Below are 22248 nucleotides of genomic sequence, written 5' to 3' on the forward strand. Positions count from 1 at the left end.
AGAAGCAATAGGGCGAGGTTCGCCCTATTTATTAACGTCTTGTAAAGTTCGGTTTTAGTTGTTCACACACGTGGCGGGCAAAACCTGTACCTGCTTCACTATAAATGTTGAATGCGGCATGGGCACCATGCTCAAGTAAACTGTCTATCTGATCGGGATATTCTGCAATGGCTGCAATCTGTCCTTGATACTGACGTTTTTGTAATTGTTCAAGAGCCACTTGGTTTGCCTGGTGATGAGGCATGGCCAAAAGAACGAGCTTTACTTTACCTGTATCAAAAATACGCTCCCAAAAGTCAGGGTCAGTCGCATCGCCAGAAATCACATTGCGCCCCTCTTCACGGTGACTTAGCGCGGCGTCTTCACGGATTTCAACACCAAGGCAGATATCACCATGTCGTGCTCTTAACTCTTCGTAAGCCCCGCGCCCAATTCTCCCCATCCCTAAAATCAATACTTGAGCCTCTCCGGGGTCAATCAAACGATCTCGAGTGTGAAGTGACTCCGCAGCTTGCTCTTTTAACCATTTCGCCGAACGTTGGTAGATCGCATGGCCTTTACGCTCAATGGGAGCCGCTAGAATAAATGAGAGCGGTACTGAAACTGCCAGAGCGACTAAAATGTCACCGTTTATCCAGCCCATTTTGAATGCAAGCCCCCCGACAATCAGGCCAAACTCACTGAAGTTAAATAGTGACAGTGAGGCGAGCAAAGACGTACGAACACGAAAATGGAACTGATGGATCACCCAGAAATAGAGTGCGCCTTTGATCGGCAACAATAGCAGTAACAATAGAGCCAACATGATCCCTGTCGTCGTTGGTTGTGCCGAGAGCCCGATGTTAAGAAAGAAGCAAACCAAGAACAGCTCTTTTAGATTAAACAATGCCTTGGAAAGCTCGGAGGCTTTTTTGTGGCTAGCGAGCATCATACCTAAGATCAGGGCTCCTAAATCAGGTTTCATGCCGACTAATTGAAATGAACCCGCACCCACGACAAGAGCGAAGAAGATACCAAATAGAACGAGCATTTCGCCATGGCCTACCCAGTCTAGTAATTCATAAAACAGCGGACGTAGTAGGGGTAATAAAAATAGGCTGATGGCATACCATTCAGGCAGTTTCCCAGTCGAGGCAGTCAGAAATACAACGGCAAAAATATCTTGCATGACCAGAATGCCGATGGCCAATGTGCCATAGGTGGCATTCATTTCACCCTTTTCTTGGAGCGATTTCACGGCAAAGACAGTGCTAGAGAAAGAAAGAGCAAAGCTGATCAAAATGAGTTTATCAAAAGTAAGTTCAGCTAAGCTATCAAGGCCTAATTGCTTGAAAATAAGAAGTAAAATAGTAAAGAGTGCCGTAGACAGTACATTATGTATTGTCGAACCTGCCCAGATTTCTTTTGCGAGTAATGTTTTGACTTCGAGCTTTAGACCGATAGTAAACAGAAGAAGTGTAACCCCAAGATCTGCGAGCAGAGAAATGGTGTCATTACTGCTAAATCCATAAGCATTTAGTGCAAAACCAGCAATCAAAAAACCAACTAGTGGCGGTAAATGGCATTTTAACGCGATAAAACCCGCGATAAATGCGGCTGAGAGAAGTATCAAATCCATGAGCTATGTTCTTAATTTAATAATAAAAAACGGTGGCATAAAAATGCCACCGTCATTATAGGTCAATCAGTTGCTTAAGCTTAGCTAAAATGTTTAGTCTTCAAGCAATTTTTGTAACAGAACCCCATTTAGCATCGCGCGCTTAATCATCGCAAATGCCCCCATGGTAGGTTGTTTGTAAACTTGCGAAGAGACAATGGGTAAATGTTGGTGGAAAGTTTTTAACGACTGATTTTCTACATTGCGCTGGATGGCAGGAAAAACAATCTCTTTCGCAGCAGTAATTTGTCCGGCAATCACAATTTTTTGTGGGTTAAACAGGTTAACCGTGATAGCGATAGCCTTACCCAACTGATTACCCACTCGCACTAAGGCTTGTTTGGCAAGCTCATCACCAGCATTAGCATGTTCACAAACGTCATCAATGGTGATGGTGTCTAAGTTTGAGAGTGATGATTCATATCCTTGAGCAATGAGCTTTTTGACACGCGAAATAATGGCGGGGTTTGTCGCTACCGTTTCCAAACAGCCAAAGTTTCCACATTGACACTGTTCGCCCAATGGATCGATTTGGATGTGGCCAATTTCACCGACGTTACGGTTATAGCCTAAGAATACTTGTCCGTTAACAATGATGCCTGCCCCCGTGCCTCGATGCACACTGACAAGAATAGAATCTTGGCAATCTTGGCTTGCACCAAAGTAGTGTTCAGCAAGAGCAATACCACGCACATCGTTACCGACAAAGCATTCAACGTGGAACTCTTCACGAATGGTTGCTCCGAGCGGCAATTCATTGATTGCCACATTAGGCATGTATTCAACCACACCTGTTTCAGGATTGACTAAACCTGGAAGGGCAACACCAATGGCAATTAATTGATCAATGATTGGAGTGTGTTGCTGAATAAACTGTTTGATTTGCTTTATGAGGCTCGACATCAACACATCTTGAGTGTTGTAGTGAAACTCATGATGTTCATCGACCAAGGAGTTGCCGCCTAAATCATAAAGGCTAAGTTGGATGTAATCACGCCCAATTCGAACAGCAATAGAATGGAATGGTTTGACTTCGGTGGTCAGTGAAATCGCTCTCCGGCCACCGGTAGATGCTTGTTGAGCGACCTCTTTGATGAGGCCGCGTTCAAGGAGTTGGCGGGTAATTTTGGTAACACTGGCTGGGGCCAGCTGACTAACATCGGCAACTTGTATCCGACTGATTGGTCCTTGCTGGTCAATCAAGCGGTAAACCGCCGCACTGTTTAGCTGTTTAACTAAATCTACGTTACCAATTTGTCCGCCATTCATTATTCATTCTGCTCGTATTGTCCGTTAACTACCGTCGCCTTAACTTTGAAATCTCGATCAAAAACAGTTAGGTTGGCAATCATACCTTTTTTGATACGACCTAATTTATCATCAACACCAATTGCTTTGGCTGGGTACAGAGTAGCCATTCTAAGAGTTTCGTCTAAAGCGATACCGACATGTTCAACCGTATTCTGAACTGCTTCAATCATCGTTAGGGCTGAACCGCCAAGCGTGCCATTTTCATCAACACATTTGCCATCTCGGTAATATACTTTCTTGCCGACAAAAATAAAGTAATCCATATCAGCGCCTGCAGGAGCTGTGGCATCGGTCACTAATACGAGCTTTTCGCCTTTAATTTTATGTGCAATCCGAATGTTAGCGTAATCCACATGGAAGCCATCAGCAATGATGCCAGCATAGACATCCGGAGTATCATAAATTGCACCCACTACACCTGGTTCACGTCCAACCATTGGTGTCATCGCATTAAACAAATGCGTAGCGAAAGTGATACCGGATTCAAAGCTTTGGCGCGCTTCAGCATAAGTTGCATTGGTATGGCCAATTGAAACGACAATCCCTGCTTTAACCAATTTTTCAATATGCTCAGGTTTGTTGTTTTCTGGAGCGAGAGTCACTTTTGCAATTACGTCACGATTTGCGCACATAGTTTCAATCATCTCGTCATCGGAAGGACGGATAAAATCAACGCTGTGGATGCCTTTTTTCATTACATTGAGATAAGGACCTTCGAGATGCAAACCGAGCGACTGATTTGGGTATTGGCTTTGGTATTCACGCGCAGCAGCGATGGCTTGACGCATATTTTCATCTGACGATGTGATGAGAGTTGGCAGGAAGCTAGTACAGCCAGATTTTAAGTTAGCTTTGTGCATGATATCGATGGTTTCTGCAGTAATTTCATCGTTAAACATGACACCGCCACAACCATTCAGTTGTAAATCGATAAAGCCAGGGCTGAGATTAGCGCCATTGAGGTCGACCATCTTAATACCCGATGGCAACATCTCCTCTGGGCAAACCGCGTCAATTGTTTCACCATTGATGATGACCGCGTGTTTTACTAGCACATCATTGCCAGTAAAGATTTTGCAGTTAGTTAGCGCATACATAATCAGCTAATCCTCTTGTCGATATTTTTTGATTCATTTTAGCGACTCAAACAAGGTTACAACCCAAGCGTAGGGTAGCTTCACTTAGCGGCTTAACTTCAATCAGGTCGCGAATTATCTTTTGTGCAAAAGACCACAGGAACTGCGGCTAAAAATAAGTTTTGGTCAATCCACATTGTGTGGTGCTCAAACCAATGCTTTAAGCTTAAAATACTCTGCTTAACAGTGTAACACGGCGACTGTCTGACCAACAAACGCTGTGATATTAGCGCTTAAATAATGTTTTTTTACATCATAAAATAAGTTTTATGATCTGGCTAGCAAAATCCTTTCGTTCTTGATAGCTCTGGTGATTAGGATCACAAATGATGAGGTTTTAATTTGCGGAGCAAAATTAATATCATAAACTGACCAGGACTAAATTGGGCGACTAAAAAAAGTCTCCCAATATTATACAAAAATCCTATAGGGGGAACTTAAGGTGAATATTCTTGGATATGCGCAAAAGTTAGGTAAAGCATTGATGCTGCCTATCGCGACGCTACCCGTTGCGGCGCTCTTACTTCGTTTGGGTCAACCTGACCTGTTAGGCATTCCATTCATGGCAGCAGCGGGCGATGCAATCTTTAGCCAACTGCCACTATTGTTTGGTCTTGGTATTGCTATCGGTCTATCTAAAGATGGATCGGGCGCTGCTGGCCTTGCGGGCGCAGTGGCTTACTTTGTTCTGACTGCAACAGCAAAAACGATTGATGCTTCAATCAACATGTCATTCTTCGGTGGTATCTTCGCGGGTATCATTGCAGGTCACGCATACAATGCATTCCACACTACTCGTCTGCCAGAATGGCTAGCGTTCTTTGCTGGTAAGCGTTTAGTGCCAATCATGGCTGGCTTGTTTGCTCTGGTTGCTGGTGCTATTTCTGGTGTGGTTTGGCCTTCAATTCAAGGCGGTCTAGACGCTCTGGCTCATGCAGTATCAACTTCTGGCGCTCTTGGTCAATTTGTTTACGGTACTCTTAACCGCGCGCTGATCCCTGTTGGTCTGCACCATGTTCTGAACTCTTACTTCTGGTTCGGTATGGGTACTTGTCAAGAGATCCTAGTTTCTGGTGCTCAAGCGGTTGGTCAAGCTCTGCCTGCACTCGAAAAACTGTGTGTGGATCCTGCTCTAGCGAAAACTCTAGTGGTTGGTCAAGAACATACTTTTGCGTTCAAAAATGCCGTAACACCTGAAATCACAGCTGTGATTAAAGAAGTGACTGAAGTGGTTAAATCTGGCGACCTACACCGTTTCTTCGGTGGCGATAAGAGCGCTGGGGTATTCATGAACGGCTTCTTCCCAGTAATGATGTTTGGTCTACCAGGTGCTGCACTTGCTATGTACCTAGCTGCTCCAGTTGAGCGTCGTAGCCAAGTGGGTGGTGCACTGTTCTCTGTAGCATTCTGTTCATTCCTAACGGGTATTACAGAACCTCTAGAGTTCATGTTCGTATTCCTAGCTCCAGCTCTGTATGCAATGCACGCTGTGTTCACGGGTCTGTCACTGGTTGTTGCTAACATGTTTGGCACATTGCATGGTTTCGGTTTCTCTGCAGGTCTGATCGACTTCCTGCTGAACTGGGGTCTAGCAACAAAACCAGTCACACTGTTCATCATCGGTCTGGCATTCTTTGCTCTGTACTTCTTCACTTTCTCTTTCGCGATTCGTGCATTCAACCTGAAATCACCAGGTCGTGAAGATGAAGAAGTGGCGACTGAAACCGGTTCTAACGATGCAGTAAAAGGTGACCTAGCTCGTCAATACTTGAAAGCACTGGGTGGTCATGAAAACCTGACTTCTATCGATGCTTGTATCACTCGTCTACGTCTGACTCTGAAAGATCGTTCAGTTGCTGACGAAGTGGTTCTGAAGAAACTTGGCGCGAAAGGCGTAGTGAAATTGGGTGAGAATAACTTGCAAGTTATCCTTGGCCCTCTAGCTGAAATCGTTGCGGGTGAGATGAAAGCCATCAGCCCAAGCGAAGATTTGTCAGCTGTAAAACTGCCATAATCGCAATAATACTCTAGCCATAATCAAAGCCTTCGCGAAAGCGGAGGCTTTTTACTTATTTAGAACTGGCGATATAACCACCGAACCATAGAAATAATCGCAAGAAATCCATACTTTTTATTGTGCCAAACGCAAGAATTGTGGATGATTAGCGGCAATATTTTCTGTTTTCTAGCCTTTACTGCGTGAAAACAAGAAACGCTTTCTGACAATACTAAATGAATTTTGAGGTGCTATAGATGAGTGAAGCTGAGGCTCGTCCATCGAACTTCATCCGCCAAATTATCGATAAAGATCTTGCGGATGGTAAACACACGACCGTGCATACTCGTTTCCCTCCGGAGCCGAATGGTTATCTGCACATCGGTCACGCCAAGTCAATCTGTCTGAATTTTGGTATTGCTCAGGATTATCAGGGGCAGTGTAACCTGCGTTTTGATGATACAAACCCAGAAAAAGAAAACCTTGAATATGTTGAGTCGATCAAAAAAGATGTGACTTGGCTTGGTTTTGAATGGTCTGGTGATGTGTGTTACTCATCTGACTATTTTGACAAGCTGTACGAATACGCTGTTGAACTGATTCAAAAAGGCTTAGCGTATGTTGATGAGCTTACACCAGAACAAATTCGTGAATATCGTGGCACATTAACTGAGCCCGGTAAGCACAGCCCATACCGCGATCGCAGCGTAGAAGAGAACTTAGTGCTGTTTGAAAAAATGCGCGCGGGTGAATTTGAAGAAGGGAAAGCCTGCTTACGTGCGAAGATCGATATGGCATCGTCTTTCATCGTGATGCGTGATCCTGTGCTTTATCGTGTGCGTTTTGCCGAGCATCACCAAACCGGAGACAAATGGTGCATTTATCCAATGTACGATTTCACTCACTGTATTTCGGACGCACTAGAGGGCATTACGCACTCGATCTGTACTTTGGAGTTCCAAGATAACCGTCGTCTGTACGATTGGGTTTTGGATAACATTACTATTCCGTGCCATCCACGTCAGTATGAATTTAGCCGTTTGAACCTCGAATATACGGTGATGTCAAAACGTAAGCTGAACCAGCTAGTGACTGAAAAACTGGTCAACGGTTGGGATGACCCACGTATGCCAACCATTTCTGGTCTACGTCGTCGTGGTTTCACACCAAGCGCAATCCGCGAGTTTTGTAAGCGCATTGGTGTAACCAAACAAGAAAACATGATTGAGTACAGTGCGCTTGAATCGTGCATTCGTGATGATCTCAACGAAAATGCACCTCGTGCTATGGCAGTGCTGGAGCCGGTTAAAGTAGTGCTTGAAAACTTTGCAACCGATACGGTAGAAACACTCACCATTGCTAACCATCCAAATAAACCTGAGATGGGCGAGCGTGAAGTGCCATTCACCCGTGAATTGTGGATTGAGCGTGAAGACTTCCGCGAAGAAGCGAACAAGAAATACAAACGTCTTGTGCTTGGCAAAGAAGTCCGCCTGCGTGGTGCTTATGTAGTGAAAGCAGAGCGCATTGAGAAAGATGAGCAAGGCAATATTACAACGATCTTCTGCTCATACGATCCGGAAACATTGGGCAAAAACCCAACGGATGGTCGTAAAGTGAAAGGTGTGATTCACTGGGTATCTGCTGAAAAAGGTGTTCCAGCAGAATTCCGTCTCTATGAACGCTTATTCACTGTACCTAATCCTGGTGCGGCAGATAACTTTGCAGAAACGATTAACCCTGAATCTTTGGTGAAAGTTCAAGGTTACGTAGAACCAAGCCTTGTTGCGGCTCAAGCTGAGTTCGGTTACCAATTTGAGCGTATGGGTTATTTCTGTGCAGACAGCAAAGACTCTACTGCACAAGCACTGGTGTTTAACCGTACTGTTGGCCTGCGTGACAGTTGGGCAAAAATCGACGAAGAATAAGTCGAAAAGGATCACTATTGATAAAGCCAGCCAGAGTGCTGGCTTTATTTTTAGTCGCGTGAAAATGGGTTTGCTTCACGCTAGGGCTGAAATTTGTGTGAGATTCCTGCGATTATTCCGGTCGTGACACATTTTTTGCCAGCCAGTCTATAGTTTTGCTGGAAGGATCCGATATATTTAACCAATCTCCGTACTTCAAAATTCAAAGCACATACTGAGCCTTTTATGCGTCGATTTTTCCAACGACTACTACTGCCTGCCGCAGTGATGGTCGTGACTCAGATTTCTTTCGTCAGTGCAGAAAGCATTCGTCTTGTTGGTCCTAATGGCCAAGTTCAACCTACGCCTCAATACAGTGACAATATTGTTCGTAATTCGGCCAATAACGAACCCGGTAAATTTTTCGGCCCGACAACGGGCAATCAGACCTTGTGGTCAATCGCGACTCAATTAAGACCGTCTCCCAGTGTGACGGTACAACAGACGTTACTGGCGATTTATCAGCTCAATCCACAAGCGTTTGAGAACCAAAATATCCATACTCTGATCCCTGGTAGCACATTGCGCGTGCCGTCATTAGCGCAAATTAGCCGTAATAGTAACCAAGAAGCAGTCAATATCATGGCTGCTCATCAAGTGAAATTAAACCAAGCTCCAGTGGCACCGGCTGTACCTGCTCGTCCTGTAGCGCCACCTAAAGTACAGGAAGTTGCTCAAACACAACCTGAGGTTGTTCCTCAACCCAAAGTCGAAGAAAAACCAGCCCCTGAGATTAAGAACGCGGTTAAGCCGGTGAGCTCAGAGACTGAAGTAATGGCGTTGGAAGAGAAAAACCATACGCTGCGAGTCATGTTATCTGAAGTCCAGACTGAAGTGAGTTCGTTAAAACAAGAGCTGGGTGATGAAAATAGGATCCGCAGTGAAGTTGAAAAACTGCTCGAAGAAGAACGACGCAAAGCCGAAGAAGCACAGCGTCTCGCTCCCTCATCGTTGGATAACCTACTCTCAAACGGTTGGTTAGTGGCTCTGCTGGCTCTTATTCCTGGGCTTCTAATTGCGATTGTAGTGCTACTGCTGCTCAATCGTCGTTCGGCCGCACAGCAAGATAATAATTCATCCAACCTAGTTTCTGAAACGCCTACCGCAGCGCCAGTAACCTTGGGTCCGGAACAAACGGATGATATCGGCGATGATCTGTTATTGGATGATGATTTATTCAGCACCACTGATGAGAAGGAAGAAAGCGCTTCAGAAGATAAAGCTTTCTCTGATGATGATGTTTTCGCTGATTTGAATGAAACCGATCTGGATTTCAATCTTGATGGTCAGGATAGTGAGGATCTGTTTGTTGGCATTGACGATGACGGAGATCTAGACACTGAATTTGATGCGTTGAATGAAAGTGCCAACGGTATTTCAGTGAATGGTGATGATAAAGCGCTCGGACTTGAAGAGATGGAGCGGGCGCTCAATGATGTGACAACAGAAACCGAGGACGACGATCTTAATTCTTTTGACTTGGCTGATGAGCATCAGATGTCAGAGGATGATATTGAAGCTCTGTTGTCTGGCGATGCAGGACACGATGAACCTCTTGAGGATGGGAATATCGATCAGTCATTGCTGGATGATTTGTTGGCCAGTGAGCTGGACGCTCTTGATGAAGAACCTGAACTTCAAGATACCGAAACGCTCGATACTTTATTGAACGATGAATTAGACCTGCTCAATACAGAAGGCGATGATGAGTTTGATTTAAGTGGTGCAGGTGTTGTCGATGAGCAAGAACTCGATGACTTGTTTGCTTCTATTGAAGAGCAAGCCGATCTTGAACATCTGGAAGCCAACGCGGTAGATGAAACCGCATTACTCGATGAAATATTGGCTGAGCATGAAACCCCAGTTGCTGAAAATAGTACCGAGCTTCTTGAAGAGCTGCTTGATGAATTTGATACACCTGAAACCGATGAGCTTGGGCTGCGAGCGACTCATCTCGCACAAGCGGATGAACCATTAGCAGAATTAGAGCAAGACAGTACGCAATTACTGGATGAAGTGTTGGGTGAACCGATATCGAATGAAGAGCTATCTGAACTCGATATTGATCAAAATAGCACGGAACTGTTGGATGAGTTGCTTGATGACTTGGATTTAGATGATGAGTCGATTGAAACCAGTGAATTCTCAGTAGCTCCGGAAAAACTCAGTGTTGAAGACGGCACGGAACTGTTTGATGAATTACTTGAAATAGAGCAACAAGCAGAACAAGTTGATCCCGCAATTGATGATGAATTTAACAGCGATACTTTCATTGATGATTTGCTCAATTCTGCGCCCGCCACCGATCCTTTACTTGAGCCTCAACGTGATGAATTAGAGTCGATTGCGCAAGCCGATGATTTTGATTTCAACCCGGAAATTGAAGGTAGTACCGAAGAGGAGTCGGCGCCTTTACCTCAAAGCACACTTCCAGCGAATGAGTTTGGTATTCCGCAAGACGATGATTGGGTCTTTGAAGAGGAAATCTCTTCGCATGAGTCTGATAACCTAGATACGCCGTCACTAAGCACTATCAATGACTTGTCCGACACTACGGATGGCCATGAGACAAAAGAAGATCAACAAGATGAGTTACTGACCCTCAATGATTTGGTGTTGCCTGAGGAAACGGAAGAGCAGGCTTTCAGTACATTAGCTCAACAGGATATGACTGATGTCTCTGAACTTGACATGGCTCCTCAACCAGAGCCACTTGCTGCTGATGCGAGTGATACAGAACAAGGCATAGCGACTAGTATCATCGATGATGATTTATTGGATGATTTCGCACCTGAATTGAGTAGCGAACAAGCTGCTGTTGAACCGGCGCCTGAACTTAGCCTTGAACCAGAAGTAGAGCAAGAGTTTGTAGCACTGGATGAGCTGGAGCTGCCAGAGTTTACCGAAGAAGAGGCACTCGCCGAAGCGTTGCAAGCATCTGCCGAGGAGCCAGAGCTTGAAGTAAGCCTTGAGCCAGAAGCAGAGGACGAGTTCATTGCACTGGATGAACTGGAGCTACCAGAGTTCACTGAAGAAGAGGCACTCGCCGAAGCGTTGCAAGCATCTGCCGAGGAGCCTGAGCTTGAAGTAAGCCTTGAGCCAGAAGCAGAGGACGAGTTCATTGCACTGGATGAGCTGGAGCTGCCAGAGTTTTCCGAAGAAGAGGCACTCGCCGAAGCGTTGAAAACTCCTGCAGAGCCGGAACTTGAAGCCAGTCTTGATCCAGAAGTAGAGCAAGAGTTTGTAGCACTGGATGAGCTAGATCTGCCAGAGTTCACTGAAGAAGAGGCACTCGCCGAAGCGTTGAAAACTCCTGCAGAGCCGGAACTTGAAGCCACCCTTGAGCGAGAAGCAGAGGACGAGTTCATTGCACTGGATGAACTGGAGCTACCAGAGTTCACTGAAGAAGAGGCACTCGCCGAAACGTTGCAAGCATCTGCCGAGGAGCCTGAGCTTGAAGTAAGCCTTGAGCCAGAAGCAGAGGACGAGTTCACTGTACTGGATGAGCTAGAGCTGCCAGAGTTTACTGAAGAAGATGCACTCGCCGAAACGTTGCAAGCATCTGCCGAGGAGCCTGAGCTTGAAGTAAGCCTTGAGCCAGAAGCAGAGGACGAGTTCACTGCACTGGATGAGCTAGAGCTGCCAGAGTTTACCGAAGAAGAGGCACTCGCCGAAGCGTTGCAAGCATCTGCCGAGGAGCCTGAGCTTGAAGTAAGCCTTGAGCCAGAAGCAGAGGAGGAGTTCACTGTACTGGATGAGCTAGAGCTGCCGGAGTTCACTGAAGAAGATGCACTTGCCGAAGCGTTGCAAACTCCCGTAGAGCCGGAACTTGAAGCCAGTCTTGATCCAGAAGTAGAGCAAGAGTTTGTAGCACTGGATGAACTGGATCTGCCAGAGTTTACTGAAGAAGAGGCACTCGCCGAAGCGTTGCAAACTCCTGCAGAGCCGGAACTTGAAGCTGCCCTTGAGCCAGATGCCGAGGAGGAATTCGTAGCACTGGATGAGCTGGATCTGCCAGAGTTTACCGAAGAAGAGGCACTCGCCGAAACGTTGCAAACTCCCGCAGAGCCGGAACTCGAAGCTAGCCTTGAGCCAGAATTAGAACAAGCTCCCGCAGCAGCGCTTGAGATGGCGTCTGAAACACCAACCGAGACCTTGAGCCCAGCTTCTCAACAAGGCTACGATGAAGATGCATTACATGATTGGTTGAGCGAAAGACCGGAAAACGAAAAACCATTCAGTTTTGATCGTCCGCTCGATGCGAAAACGATCGACAGTGCAGGCATGGACATTGATGCCATGTTGCAGATGGGAGGGGAAGATTGGAACGGTTTCCACTTAACGCCAGATCAGCAAGCACTGTTACCAGATGACGTGCCGGAAGACGAGCAAGCAATTTGGGCAAGTGAAACGCCAGAGCCACAAGCAAAACCTGAGAATTGGGGTTCGCAAGAGGATCTGCTGGATTTCGATCCGCAGCGTGATGGTTACATGACGATTGATGAATTAATGGCACAAGTTGAATCGGAAGAACAAAACCTAAACCCAGATGAAGAAGAGTTGAAGCTTGATGTGGGTCTGGACGAGTTCCCCGACGTGATCGGGGACATTCGAGATATCGATGTGGATAGCGGCGCAGAAGCTGCGGGTAAGTTGGACCTTGCGAAAATTTACATCGAAATGAACGATGAGAAAGGTGCTATCAAATTACTCGAAGAGGCGATTGTTGACGGTGATGATGAAATTCGTCAGCAAGCTAAACGGCTAATTGATGTTCTGAATGGGCGAGTATAACCACTCTTTAAAAGGCAGCTTAGCTGCCTTTTACTTTTCTGGTGATTAGAAATTTATGAGCAAACTGTTTATACTTCCCGCCCCATTTTTATTGAGACAAGTAGCATGAGAATTGCGTTAGGTATTGAGTATGACGGGACTCACTACTATGGTTGGCAGCGACAAAGAGAAGTCAAAAGTGTTCAAGAAGCGCTAGAAAAAGCGCTGAGCAAAATTGCCAATCATCCGGTTGAAGTACAATGTGCGGGTCGAACGGATGCCGGCGTGCATGGCACTGGGCAAGTGGTACATTTTGATACCACTGCCGAGCGGCAGATGGTGGCATGGACGATGGGAGCCAATGCTAATTTGCCCAAAGATATTGCAGTGCGTTGGGCCAGCTCAGTACCAGACGACTTTCATGCACGATTCAGTGCTACAGCAAGACGTTATCGCTATGTCATCTACAACCATGTCTACCGCCCCGGCATTTTGAATTCTGGTGTCAGCCATTATCACGGTGAACTGGATGTCGAAAAAATGCAGCAAGCTGGGCAATATTTGCTCGGCGAAAACGACTTCACCTCATTCCGCGCGGTACATTGTCAATCACGTAGCCCTTGGCGCAATCTGATGCATTTAAATGTCACTCGTCACGGCCGCTATGTGGTGATTGACATCAAAGCCAATGCGTTCGTGCATCATATGGTGCGCAATATCACCGGTAGTTTGATTGCGGTGGGGCGTGGTGAGCAGAAGCCAGAATGGATTCAATGGTTACTTGAGCAAAAAAATCGGACTTTGGCTGCTGCGACGGCAAAAGCGGAAGGGCTTTATTTAGTGGAAGTGGATTATCCGGCGCATTTTGGATTACCAGAAATGCCAATTGGGCCACTTTTCTTACCGGATAATTTGAACTAACGGCTAGTAATTGACTCAAAAATAAACAATATTGTGCTGTGGCCGAAGGGCAGAAATAGGTACAACCAGTTTTTTGTCTACAGTTGGCATTTTCTGTGCTTTAATCCACACGCGTTTTTGTCGAATTTATCTCTCCTGCTAATGGCGGGAGATTGAGAGTAAAAGGTCTTCCATGAGTTGGCTCGAAAAAATTTTAGAGAAAAGCAACATTGGTAGTTCACGCAAAGCCTCTATCCCAGAAGGTGTTTGGACTAAATGTACGTCGTGTGAACAGGTGCTTTATTACGCCGAATTAGAGCGTAACCTAGAAGTTTGTCCTAAGTGTAATCACCATATGCGCATGAAAGCGCGCCGCCGCTTGGAAACGTTCCTCGATCAAGGTGAACGTTTTGAGTTGGGTGAAGAGCTAGAGCCACAAGACAAACTGAAGTTTAAAGATTCTAAACGCTACAAAGAGCGTATCGTTGCTGCGCAGAAAGCCAGTGGCGAAAAAGATGCACTGGTTGTCATGAAAGGGGCGGTACTTGGCGTTCCTGTGGTGGCTTGTGCGTTTGAATTCTCCTTCATGGGAGGATCAATGGGCTCCGTAGTTGGCGCTCGCTTTGTGCGTGCAGTTGAAGCCGCGATGGAACACAATTGTGGTTTGATCTGTTTCTCCGCCAGCGGTGGTGCACGTATGCAAGAGGCGTTGATGTCTCTGATGCAGATGGCAAAAACCAGTGCGGCGTTAGAACGCTTGTCTGATAAAGGCCTGCCGTTTATTTCCGTGATGACCGATCCGACCATGGGTGGTGTTTCAGCTAGCTTGGCGATGCTTGGGGATATCAATATTGGTGAACCTAAGGCGCTGATCGGTTTTGCTGGTCGTCGTGTTATTGAACAAACGGTACGTGAAGATCTGCCAGAAGGTTTCCAACGCAGCGAGTTTCTGCTTGAGCATGGCGCGATCGATATGATTGTTGATCGCCGTGATATGCGCCAACGCGTTTCTAGCCTACTGGCTAAAATGACCGGCCAAGCCTCTCCGCTAGTGGTTTCTGTGAACGACGCGCCAAATGAAGCGCCTTATGCGGTACCAGAAGCCAACAAAAAAGGGTAAAGTAAGCGCTAACTAAACCAACGGATTCTATGGTTGTACGTTAGATGACTCAAAAGCCTGTTCCTCAAGCCACATCTCCACTCGCGGTGTGGCTTGATTATTTAGCCCACATACACACCTCAGCAATTGATCTCGGCTTAGAGCGCGTTCAAGCCGTTGCCCAAAAAGCCAAACTCACCAAGCCAGCCCCCACCGTCATCACAGTGGCGGGTACCAATGGTAAAGGTTCCACCTGTGCATTAATGGAAGCCATTCTGCTGCAAGCTGGCTATTCCGTTGGCGTTTACAGCTCGCCTCATCTGATTCGTTATAACGAGCGGGTACGCATCAACGGGCAAGATCTGCCTGATGAGATGCACACCCAAGCGTTTGCGCATATTGAGCAACAGCGTGGAGAGGTGAGTCTAAGTCTGTTTGAATTTGGCACACTGGCCGCGCTTTACCTTTTTGAGCAGCGGAAAGTCGATGTATTGCTGCTCGAAGTGGGGCTTGGTGGGCGCCTCGATGCCACCAATGTTGTCGATCATGATGTCAGTGTGATCACCAGCTTAGCGTTGGACCATACCGATTGGCTTGGTAATGATATTGCTGTCATTGGTTATGAAAAAGCTGGGATCTTCCGCTCAGGTAAACCTGCGATTTGCGGGCAACCTAAACCGCCTGCGACGGTTGCGGCGCATGCTGATGATATTGGCGCCAAGCTGCACCAAGTTGAAATCCAATTCAGTTATGAAAAAACCTCAGAAACGACTTGGCATTGGCGCAGTGGGCGCTTTGAGTTAACGGACTTGCCCATCCCGTCACTGCCTTTACCTAATGCCGCGACGGCACTGATGGCGCTTGGCTGTTCAGGGCTAGAAATCAGTGATCTTGATATTGTTGAGGGGTTACGTAATGCCCAATTAGCCGGACGTATGCAGTTGATTGGCCGTGAGCCGACGATCGTGCTAGATGTGGCGCATAACCCACATTCTGCACACTATTTAGTGGAGCAGCTCAAGCAGCGTTATCCGCAACAAACGATTCATTTGGTGCTGGGTATGTTGCACGATAAAGACATCGCTTCGACAGTGATGGAACTGAATCCAGTGGTAACACATTGGTATCCTGCTTCTCTGTCTGGTCCCCGCGCTGCAACGGCGGAGCAGCTTTGCCAGTATTTACCCGTAGGCAATATTCAATATGCTAATCCGGTAGCGGCATTTGAAGCCGCGTTGACACAAGCTTCAGCGCAAGATGTCATTGTGGTAGCAGGCTCTTTCCATACCGTGGGTGAAGTGCTTGAGCATTGGCAGAAGAGAGGAGAGTAAATGGCCAGTAAATTTCAAAGCCGTTTAGTTGGCACCATCGTGTTGGTGGCGATCGGCGTCATCGTGTTACCCGATGTGCTTGATGGTAAGAAAACGCACTTTAAAGAAGAGATTGCCAGCATCCCAATTAAACCGCAGTTAGAGGGTGAAGTAGAAAAATTTGAGGTACAGGATCCAGTGCAAGATACCATTGCACTACCCGAAGCGCCGGTGTCCGTTACTCAAACAGGTACTGAAAATCCGCCTGTAGTGGTAAACACGGCTTCTGTACCCAAAAATCCACCACCTGCAAAAGTGGTGGAGCAGGTGCCAGTTACGGTGACGGAAGTGCCAGAAACCAATGATTATCAAGATTCAGCTTGGATCATTCAGCTCATGGCATTAAAGAACGCAGACAATGCACGCAGTGTGGTCGCGGATCTGCAAAAGCGTGGCTATCAAGCGCATGTCAAACAAGAGAATGATTTTACCCGAGTGATTATTGGTCCGGATGTTTCGAAATCTAAGCTAGAAACTCAGTTGCTGGAATTAGAAAAAATTACCGGTGCAAAAGGTCAATTGCTCAAATTTAAACCGTTAAACCCATAAGAAAACGTTTGCGTCGCGTTTTTTTCTGTTAAAATGCGCGCCAACTTAAGATGTAAGAACTCATGAACTGGTTAGATATTGTCATTTTAAGTGTGATCGGCCTGTCTGCGCTGATCAGTCTTGTTCGCGGCTTTGCTAAAGAAGCCTTGTCTTTAGTGATTTGGTTTGGAGCGTTTTACATCGCTTCTGAGTACTACGCCAAACTGGCGGTGTACTTCACCAACATTAAAGACGATATGTTTCGCAACGGAGCAGCCATCGCGGCTCTGTTTGTGGCGACTTTAGTGGTGGGTGCTATCGTTAACTACGTGATTGCCCAATTGGTCGAAAAAACAGGACTATCAGGAACCGACAGAATTCTCGGCGTGGTGTTTGGTGCATTACGTGGTGTATTGATTGTCGCAGCAGGTCTGTTCTTCATGGATGCGTTTACCGCATTTCCAAACACAGAGTGGTGGAAGAGTTCGCAGTTAGTGCCTGAATTCAGTCGCGTTATTGCTCCGTTCTTTGAACACCTAAAAGCAACATCAAGTTTTCTCTCTGGCGCGATTTAGCGCCGGAGACGGTTGAAATCGAGGATTAGGACATGTGTGGTATTGTTGGAATCGTGGGAACAACGCCTGTAAACCAGTCAATTTATGACGCTTTGACTGTGTTGCAGCATCGTGGCCAAGATGCCGCGGGTATTTGTACCATAGAAAGCAATCGTTTTCGTCTGCGTAAGGCAAACGGATTAGTCAGGGATGTCTTTGAAGCGAAACACATGCAACGCCTGCAAGGCAATGTCGGGATCGGCCATGTGCGTTACCCTACTGCAGGTAGTTCTAGCGCCTCAGAAGCTCAACCTTTTTATGTTAACTCTCCCTTCGGTATCACCCTTGCTCACAATGGTAACTTGACTAATGCTAACCAAGTGCGCCAGAAATTATTCGAAAAAGATCGCCGTCATGTGAATACCACCTCGGATTCAGAAGTGCTGCTCAATGTACTGGCGCATGAAATCGATACGGTAAAAGGCAACGTGACCGCAGAGGATGTGTTCCGCGCGATCAGCAATGTTCACCGTACCATTCGTGGTGCTTACGCGGTGGCGGCGATGATCATTGGTCACGGTATGATTGCGTTCCGTGACCCACACGGTATTCGCCCTTTGTGTTTAGGTAAGCGTGAAACCAATGGTCAGCACGAATACATGGTAGCTTCAGAATCGGTGGCTCTGGATGCCGTGGGTTTTGATTTTGTGCGTGATGTGGCACCGGGTGAGGCGATTTATGTCACTTTTGATGGTGAGCTTTACACCAAGCAGTGTGCGGATAACCCAGCCCTGAACCCATGTATCTTTGAATTTGTTTACTTTGCGCGTCCAGATTCCTTCATCGACAAAATTTCGGTCTACAGCGCGCGGGTAGAAATGGGTAACCGTTTGGGGGATCGCATTAAAAATGAGTACAACGACCTCGACATTGATGTAGTGATTCCAATCCCGGAAACGTCGTGCGATATCGCTCTGCAAATCGCTCAGGCAATTGATAAACCATACCGTCAAGGCTTTGTGAAAAACCGTTATGTCGGCCGTACCTTTATCATGCCGGGTCAGCAACAACGTAAGAAATCCGTACGTCGTAAACTCAACGCGATTCGCTCAGAGTTTAAAGATAAGAATGTACTGTTGGTGGATGACTCAATCGTGCGTGGCACGACATCGGAGCAGATCATCGAAATGGCTCGCGATTCCGGTGCGAAGAAGGTGTACATCGTTTCTGCTGCGCCTGAGATCCGTTTCCCGAATGTGTATGGCATCGATATGCCAAGTGCCAATGAACTGATTGCGCACGGCCGTGACAATGACGCGATCTGTAAGCAAATCGGTGCGGATGCACTGATTTTCCAAACCATTGATGATTTGGTGGCCGCGGTACGCTGTGGTAACCCAGATATCGTGAAGTTTGAAGCCTCGGTTTTCAACGGTGAATACGTGACGGGTGATATTGACCAGCAGTACTTGGATTTCCTCGAATCCATGCGTTGTGATGATGCAAAATATCAACGTGAAATTCAGCAAGATCTGGCGAACCTTGAGCTACACAACGAAGGCGCATAAGCGCTATCAGAGTGTCATGATTGAGTAACAAAAAGGCTTCCCTCGGGAAGCCTTTTTCGTTGCTGTTATTATTCACTAAACCGTCGTTACAGAAACGGCCGTTACAGCACCATAGCCGCAATCCAACCAAAGATAATGAGCGGCAGATTGTAGTGGATAAAGGTTGGTACCACGGTTTCCCAAATATGCTCGTGCTGACCATCGGCATTCAGGCCAGAGGTTGGGCCTAGCGTTGAGTCTGAAGCTGGAGAACCTGCATCACCTAACGCAGCAGCGGTACCCACGAGAGCCACGGTTGCCATAGGTGAGAAACCAAATGAGAGGCAGAGCGGTACATAAATAGTGGCAATGATTGGAATGGTTGAGAAAGAAGAACCAATTCCCATGGTCACTAACAGACCTACCACTAACATCAGTAGGGCAGCCAAAGCTTTGTTGTCGCCAATGCTGGTGGAGAGTGAAGCGACTAACGTCTCAACGCCGCCAGTGGCTTTCATTACCGCGGCAAAACCGGCGGCAGAAATCATGATAAAACCAATCATCGCCATCATGTGTACGCCTTTGGTGAACACGTCATGTGTCTCTTTCCACGCAATCACGCCACCAAAAGTGAACACCATGAAGCCGGCCAGTGCACCAATAATCATTGAGCCCGTAAACAACTGTACGGCCAATGCGGCAGCAATTCCCATACCTGCGATAGCGATGTGCTTGCTATTGATCGCAAAATTGTCTTGCTGAACCACTGTCAACTCAGTCTCTTGGTATTGACGAGGTTTGCGATAGCTGAAGAATACCGCTATCAGTAGACCAAAGATCATGCCGATTGCAGGCAGAATCATCGCGGTTGGCACTTGGCTGGCGGTGATGGCTTCCAATCCATTGTCATGCAGATTTTTCAGCAGAATGTTGTTGAGGAAAATGCCACCAAAGCCAACCGGTAATACCATGTAAGGTGTGATTAAACCAAAAGTGAGCACACAGGCGACCAAACGACGATCGAGCTTAAGCTTGGCAAACACGGCCAATAGAGGTGGGATCAAAATCGGGATGAACGCGATGTGCACGGGAATGACGTTTTGTGACGCCATGGCCATCAGCAGTAAAGAGATCAGCACAACGTATTTTAGACCGGTAGACGCTACATGGTTTTCTTGGCCATGAATGCGACGAATTACACTTTGCGCAAGTAAATCGGTAATACCCGATCTAGAAATTGCGACGGCAAAAGTGCCAAGCATAGCGTAACTTAAGGCGATAGTGGCTCCGCCACCCAAACCGCTTTCAAAAGCGGCGACGGTATCATTTAAACTCATACCTGCAACTAGACCACCAACGATGGCACTGAACGTCAAAGCAACCACGACGTTCACCCGCATTAGGGCTAGCAGCAGCATGACACAAACGGAAATGACTACTGGATTCATATTTTTTCTCGGGATGTTGTGTGTTTCCCCTGGCTACCTGAAAAAACAAGTAGTTTGGGGATTTGCCTTACCTGCTGAACTTGCCAATACACAGCTGCGAGTTTCAGTCTAAGTCGGCATCATTGTTATTGTCCTCATCATCATTGACCAATGGCCAGCCACCTAAAGCTTTCCATCGGTTGACAATGGTGCAGAACAGCTCTGCAGTTTTTTGGGTATCGTACAAGGCAGAATGCGCCTCGCGATTGTCGAATTCCATCCCTGCGGTTTTACACGCTTTGGCAAGTACGGTCTGCCCGAAAGCAAGACCACTCAGAGCCGCAGTGTCAAAGGTGGCAAAAGGATGGAATGGAACACGTTTTAATTTACAACGTTCGCTTGCCGCCATCACAAAACTATGATCAAAATGCGCGTTATGCGCCACAATGATGGCGCGGCTGCAGTCTGCGGCTTTTTGTTCTTTGCGAACCAGTTTGTAAATTTCTTTTAAAGCATGATCTTCTGTGACGGCGCCACGCAGTGGACTGAATGGGTCATAAATCCCAGTAAATTCCAATGCGGCTTTTTCAAGGTTAGCGCCTTCAAAAGGCTCGACATGAAAATGAATCGTGCTCGCTGGGTGCAAATCTCCATTCTCATCCATACTCAAAGTAACGGCACAAATTTCAAGAAGGGCATCCGTCTGGGCATTGAATCCTGCGGTTTCTACATCGATAACCACAGGAAAATAGCCGCGAAAGCGTTTTCTCAGGGTCTGCGCGTCATTTTTATCAGTCATGCGGGTTCTAAATTGTGTGATAAGGCTGGCATTATTGCAGATTCTGCGCGGGAGAAAAACCTAGCCTACTTAAATCAAGGCAATTAATTGTTCAATAACGGGAAGCGATAATGTTTGAAGGGTGTGATGCCAGATTCGCAGGAGTATGTTCACCTTGTGGACGGTTATCCATGTTATTATCGCGCTGGCTAGATTTTTGCATCTAATCCATCAAGTCTCGCAGGCGGCAAACCTCCGTCTGAGCATGCAGTACCAGTAGTGAGAAAAAGTATTTATGAATAAATGGGTTATCACAAGTTTGTTTGCCTTGAGCTCGTTGTCAGCGCCAGCTGCTTTGGCGTTGGAGGTGCGTTATGTGGCAACGCCACAGCAATCTACGTGGCAAATGCAAACCAACACGCCGTTGGAATGCCGCCTTGTGCACCCGATCCCGAACTATGGGGATGCCGAGTTTTCTTCTCGTGCTGGTAAAAAAATCAACCTCGATTTTGAACTGAAAATGCGCCGTCCGATGGGCGATACTCGTAACGTTAGCTTAGTGTCTATGCCACCCATTTGGCGACCGGGTGAGGCGGCAGATCGCATTACCAATCTACAATTCTTCAAACAATTTGATGGTTATATTGGCGGGCAAACGGCTTGGTCACTGTTGAGTGAGCTTGAAAAAGGCCGCTACCCAACCTTCAGCTATCAAGATTGGCAAAGTCGCGATCAACGCATCGAAGTAGCGCTGTCTGCGGTGCTCTTCCAGCAACCTTACAACGAATTTAGTGACTGCATTTCCAAGCTGCTGCCTTACAGTTTTGAAGATATTTCATTCACGATTTTGCATTATGATCAAGGTGATAGCGTTGAGCTGAATAAAGCGTCACAAAAGCGTTTGGCACAGATCGCTGAATATGTACGCTATAACCAAGATATTGATTTAGTGCTGGTTTCCACCTATACCGATTCAACAGACACCAATAACAATAGCCAAAATCTATCGGAACAACGGGCTGAGGTGCTGCGCGAATACTTTAAATCGATCGGGTTGCCGGAAGATCGCATTCAAGTGCAGGGCTATGGCAAACGTCGGCCGATTGCCGATAACGCTTCGCCGATTGGTAAAGACAAAAACCGCCGCGTGGTGATTTCACTAGGCCGCACTCAGGTGTGATAGCGAATCACACCTGAATTGGGAG

15 protein-coding genes are annotated in these 22248 nt (G+C 46.7%); 10 read left to right on the top strand and 5 right to left on the bottom strand.

The window, feature by feature from the left end:
• Nucleotides 1–31: 31 nt before the first annotated feature.
• From MKA69_RS08730 to nagA, 3 genes are all read right to left on the bottom strand, one after another.
• Nucleotides 32–1618 carry a cation:proton antiporter family protein gene (locus tag MKA69_RS08730; protein WP_000364233.1) on the bottom strand — a complete coding sequence of 529 codons (1587 nt, stop codon included), beginning with the start codon at nucleotides 1616–1618 and terminating at the stop codon, nucleotides 32–34.
• Nucleotides 1619–1711: 93 nt separating this feature from the next.
• Nucleotides 1712–2926: an ROK family transcriptional regulator gene (locus tag MKA69_RS08735; RefSeq protein ID WP_055033319.1), complete on the bottom strand. Its 1215-nt coding sequence runs from the start codon at nucleotides 2924–2926 to the stop codon at nucleotides 1712–1714.
• Nucleotides 2926–4065 (bottom strand): N-acetylglucosamine-6-phosphate deacetylase, encoded by a 1140-nt coding sequence (gene nagA / locus MKA69_RS08740; protein WP_000271128.1) that lies wholly within the window; start codon nucleotides 4063–4065, stop codon nucleotides 2926–2928. The genes MKA69_RS08735 and nagA overlap by 1 nt, the downstream gene beginning before the upstream one ends.
• Nucleotides 4066–4546: 481 nt before the next feature.
• On the opposite strand from nagA, the gene nagE reads away from it, so the two are divergent.
• From nagE to purF, 9 genes are all read left to right on the top strand, one after another.
• A complete protein-coding gene (gene nagE, locus MKA69_RS08745; RefSeq protein WP_305847856.1) occupies nucleotides 4547–6118 on the top strand; it encodes an N-acetylglucosamine-specific PTS transporter subunit IIBC in 1572 nt (523 codons plus the stop codon).
• A gap of 239 nt (nucleotides 6119–6357) precedes the next feature.
• The gene (gene glnS, locus MKA69_RS08750; protein WP_095456925.1) at nucleotides 6358–8028 is read left to right on the top strand and encodes a glutamine--tRNA ligase; all 1671 of its coding nucleotides are present in this window, start codon (nucleotides 6358–6360) and stop codon (nucleotides 8026–8028) included.
• A gap of 225 nt (nucleotides 8029–8253) precedes the next feature.
• The gene (locus MKA69_RS08755) at nucleotides 8254–12861 is read left to right on the top strand and encodes a FimV/HubP family polar landmark protein (RefSeq protein WP_305847857.1); all 4608 of its coding nucleotides are present in this window, start codon (nucleotides 8254–8256) and stop codon (nucleotides 12859–12861) included.
• Between the two features lie 105 nt (nucleotides 12862–12966).
• Entirely contained in the window at nucleotides 12967–13761 is a 795-nt protein-coding gene (gene truA, locus MKA69_RS08760) for a tRNA pseudouridine(38-40) synthase TruA (RefSeq protein WP_055028711.1), read from the top strand.
• Between the two features lie 172 nt (nucleotides 13762–13933).
• A complete protein-coding gene (accD, locus tag MKA69_RS08765; protein ID WP_000118589.1) occupies nucleotides 13934–14860 on the top strand; it encodes an acetyl-CoA carboxylase, carboxyltransferase subunit beta in 927 nt (308 codons plus the stop codon).
• Between the two features lie 44 nt (nucleotides 14861–14904).
• A complete protein-coding gene (gene folC / locus MKA69_RS08770) occupies nucleotides 14905–16170 on the top strand; it encodes a bifunctional tetrahydrofolate synthase/dihydrofolate synthase (RefSeq protein ID WP_305847858.1) in 1266 nt (421 codons plus the stop codon).
• The gene (locus tag MKA69_RS08775) at nucleotides 16171–16758 is read left to right on the top strand and encodes an SPOR domain-containing protein (RefSeq protein ID WP_000157047.1); all 588 of its coding nucleotides are present in this window, start codon (nucleotides 16171–16173) and stop codon (nucleotides 16756–16758) included.
• Nucleotides 16759–16820: 62 nt separating this feature from the next.
• Nucleotides 16821–17312 (top strand): CvpA family protein, encoded by a 492-nt coding sequence (locus MKA69_RS08780; protein ID WP_001104253.1) that lies wholly within the window; start codon nucleotides 16821–16823, stop codon nucleotides 17310–17312.
• 32 nt (nucleotides 17313–17344) lie between these two features.
• A complete protein-coding gene (purF, locus tag MKA69_RS08785) occupies nucleotides 17345–18859 on the top strand; it encodes an amidophosphoribosyltransferase (protein WP_055028707.1) in 1515 nt (504 codons plus the stop codon).
• Nucleotides 18860–18960: 101 nt separating this feature from the next.
• Here purF and MKA69_RS08790 read toward each other — a convergent pair whose 3' ends face one another.
• Together MKA69_RS08790 and rnt are read right to left on the bottom strand one after the other, a co-directional pair.
• On the bottom strand, nucleotides 18961–20286 hold the full coding sequence (locus MKA69_RS08790) for a Na+/H+ antiporter family protein (protein ID WP_055028706.1): 1326 nt from the start codon (nucleotides 20284–20286) through the stop codon (nucleotides 18961–18963).
• A 103-nt stretch (nucleotides 20287–20389) separates the two neighbouring features.
• On the bottom strand, nucleotides 20390–21064 hold the full coding sequence (gene rnt / locus MKA69_RS08795; RefSeq protein ID WP_000130234.1) for a ribonuclease T: 675 nt from the start codon (nucleotides 21062–21064) through the stop codon (nucleotides 20390–20392).
• 274 nt (nucleotides 21065–21338) lie between these two features.
• Here rnt and MKA69_RS08800 point away from each other — a divergent pair, with 274 nt between their 5' ends.
• Nucleotides 21339–22223 carry an OmpA family protein gene (locus MKA69_RS08800; protein ID WP_305847859.1) on the top strand — a complete coding sequence of 295 codons (885 nt, stop codon included), beginning with the start codon at nucleotides 21339–21341 and terminating at the stop codon, nucleotides 22221–22223.
• The last annotated feature ends 25 nt before the right edge of the window (nucleotides 22224–22248 follow it).

The organism is Vibrio sp. AH4 (assembly GCF_030710545.1).
Classification (GTDB): Bacteria; Pseudomonadota; Gammaproteobacteria; order Enterobacterales; family Vibrionaceae; genus Vibrio; species Vibrio metoecus.

Coding starts and splice junctions, on each gene's coding strand:
- purF (WP_055028707.1), top strand. CDS start 17,345: ATGTGTGGTATTGTTGGAATCGTGGGAACAACGCCTGTAAACCAGTCA.
- folC (WP_305847858.1), top strand. CDS start 14,905: ATGACTCAAAAGCCTGTTCCTCAAGCCACATCTCCACTCGCGGTGTGG.
- glnS (WP_095456925.1), top strand. CDS start 6,358: ATGAGTGAAGCTGAGGCTCGTCCATCGAACTTCATCCGCCAAATTATC.
- MKA69_RS08735 (WP_055033319.1), bottom strand. CDS start 2,926: ATGAATGGCGGACAAATTGGTAACGTAGATTTAGTTAAACAGCTAAAC.
- accD (WP_000118589.1), top strand. CDS start 13,934: ATGAGTTGGCTCGAAAAAATTTTAGAGAAAAGCAACATTGGTAGTTCA.
- truA (WP_055028711.1), top strand. CDS start 12,967: ATGAGAATTGCGTTAGGTATTGAGTATGACGGGACTCACTACTATGGT.
- MKA69_RS08790 (WP_055028706.1), bottom strand. CDS start 20,286: ATGAATCCAGTAGTCATTTCCGTTTGTGTCATGCTGCTGCTAGCCCTA.
- MKA69_RS08780 (WP_001104253.1), top strand. CDS start 16,821: ATGAACTGGTTAGATATTGTCATTTTAAGTGTGATCGGCCTGTCTGCG.
- MKA69_RS08800 (WP_305847859.1), top strand. CDS start 21,339: ATGAATAAATGGGTTATCACAAGTTTGTTTGCCTTGAGCTCGTTGTCA.
- MKA69_RS08755 (WP_305847857.1), top strand. CDS start 8,254: ATGCGTCGATTTTTCCAACGACTACTACTGCCTGCCGCAGTGATGGTC.
- nagA (WP_000271128.1), bottom strand. CDS start 4,065: ATGTATGCGCTAACTAACTGCAAAATCTTTACTGGCAATGATGTGCTA.
- MKA69_RS08730 (WP_000364233.1), bottom strand. CDS start 1,618: ATGGATTTGATACTTCTCTCAGCCGCATTTATCGCGGGTTTTATCGCG.
- MKA69_RS08775 (WP_000157047.1), top strand. CDS start 16,171: ATGGCCAGTAAATTTCAAAGCCGTTTAGTTGGCACCATCGTGTTGGTG.
- rnt (WP_000130234.1), bottom strand. CDS start 21,064: ATGACTGATAAAAATGACGCGCAGACCCTGAGAAAACGCTTTCGCGGC.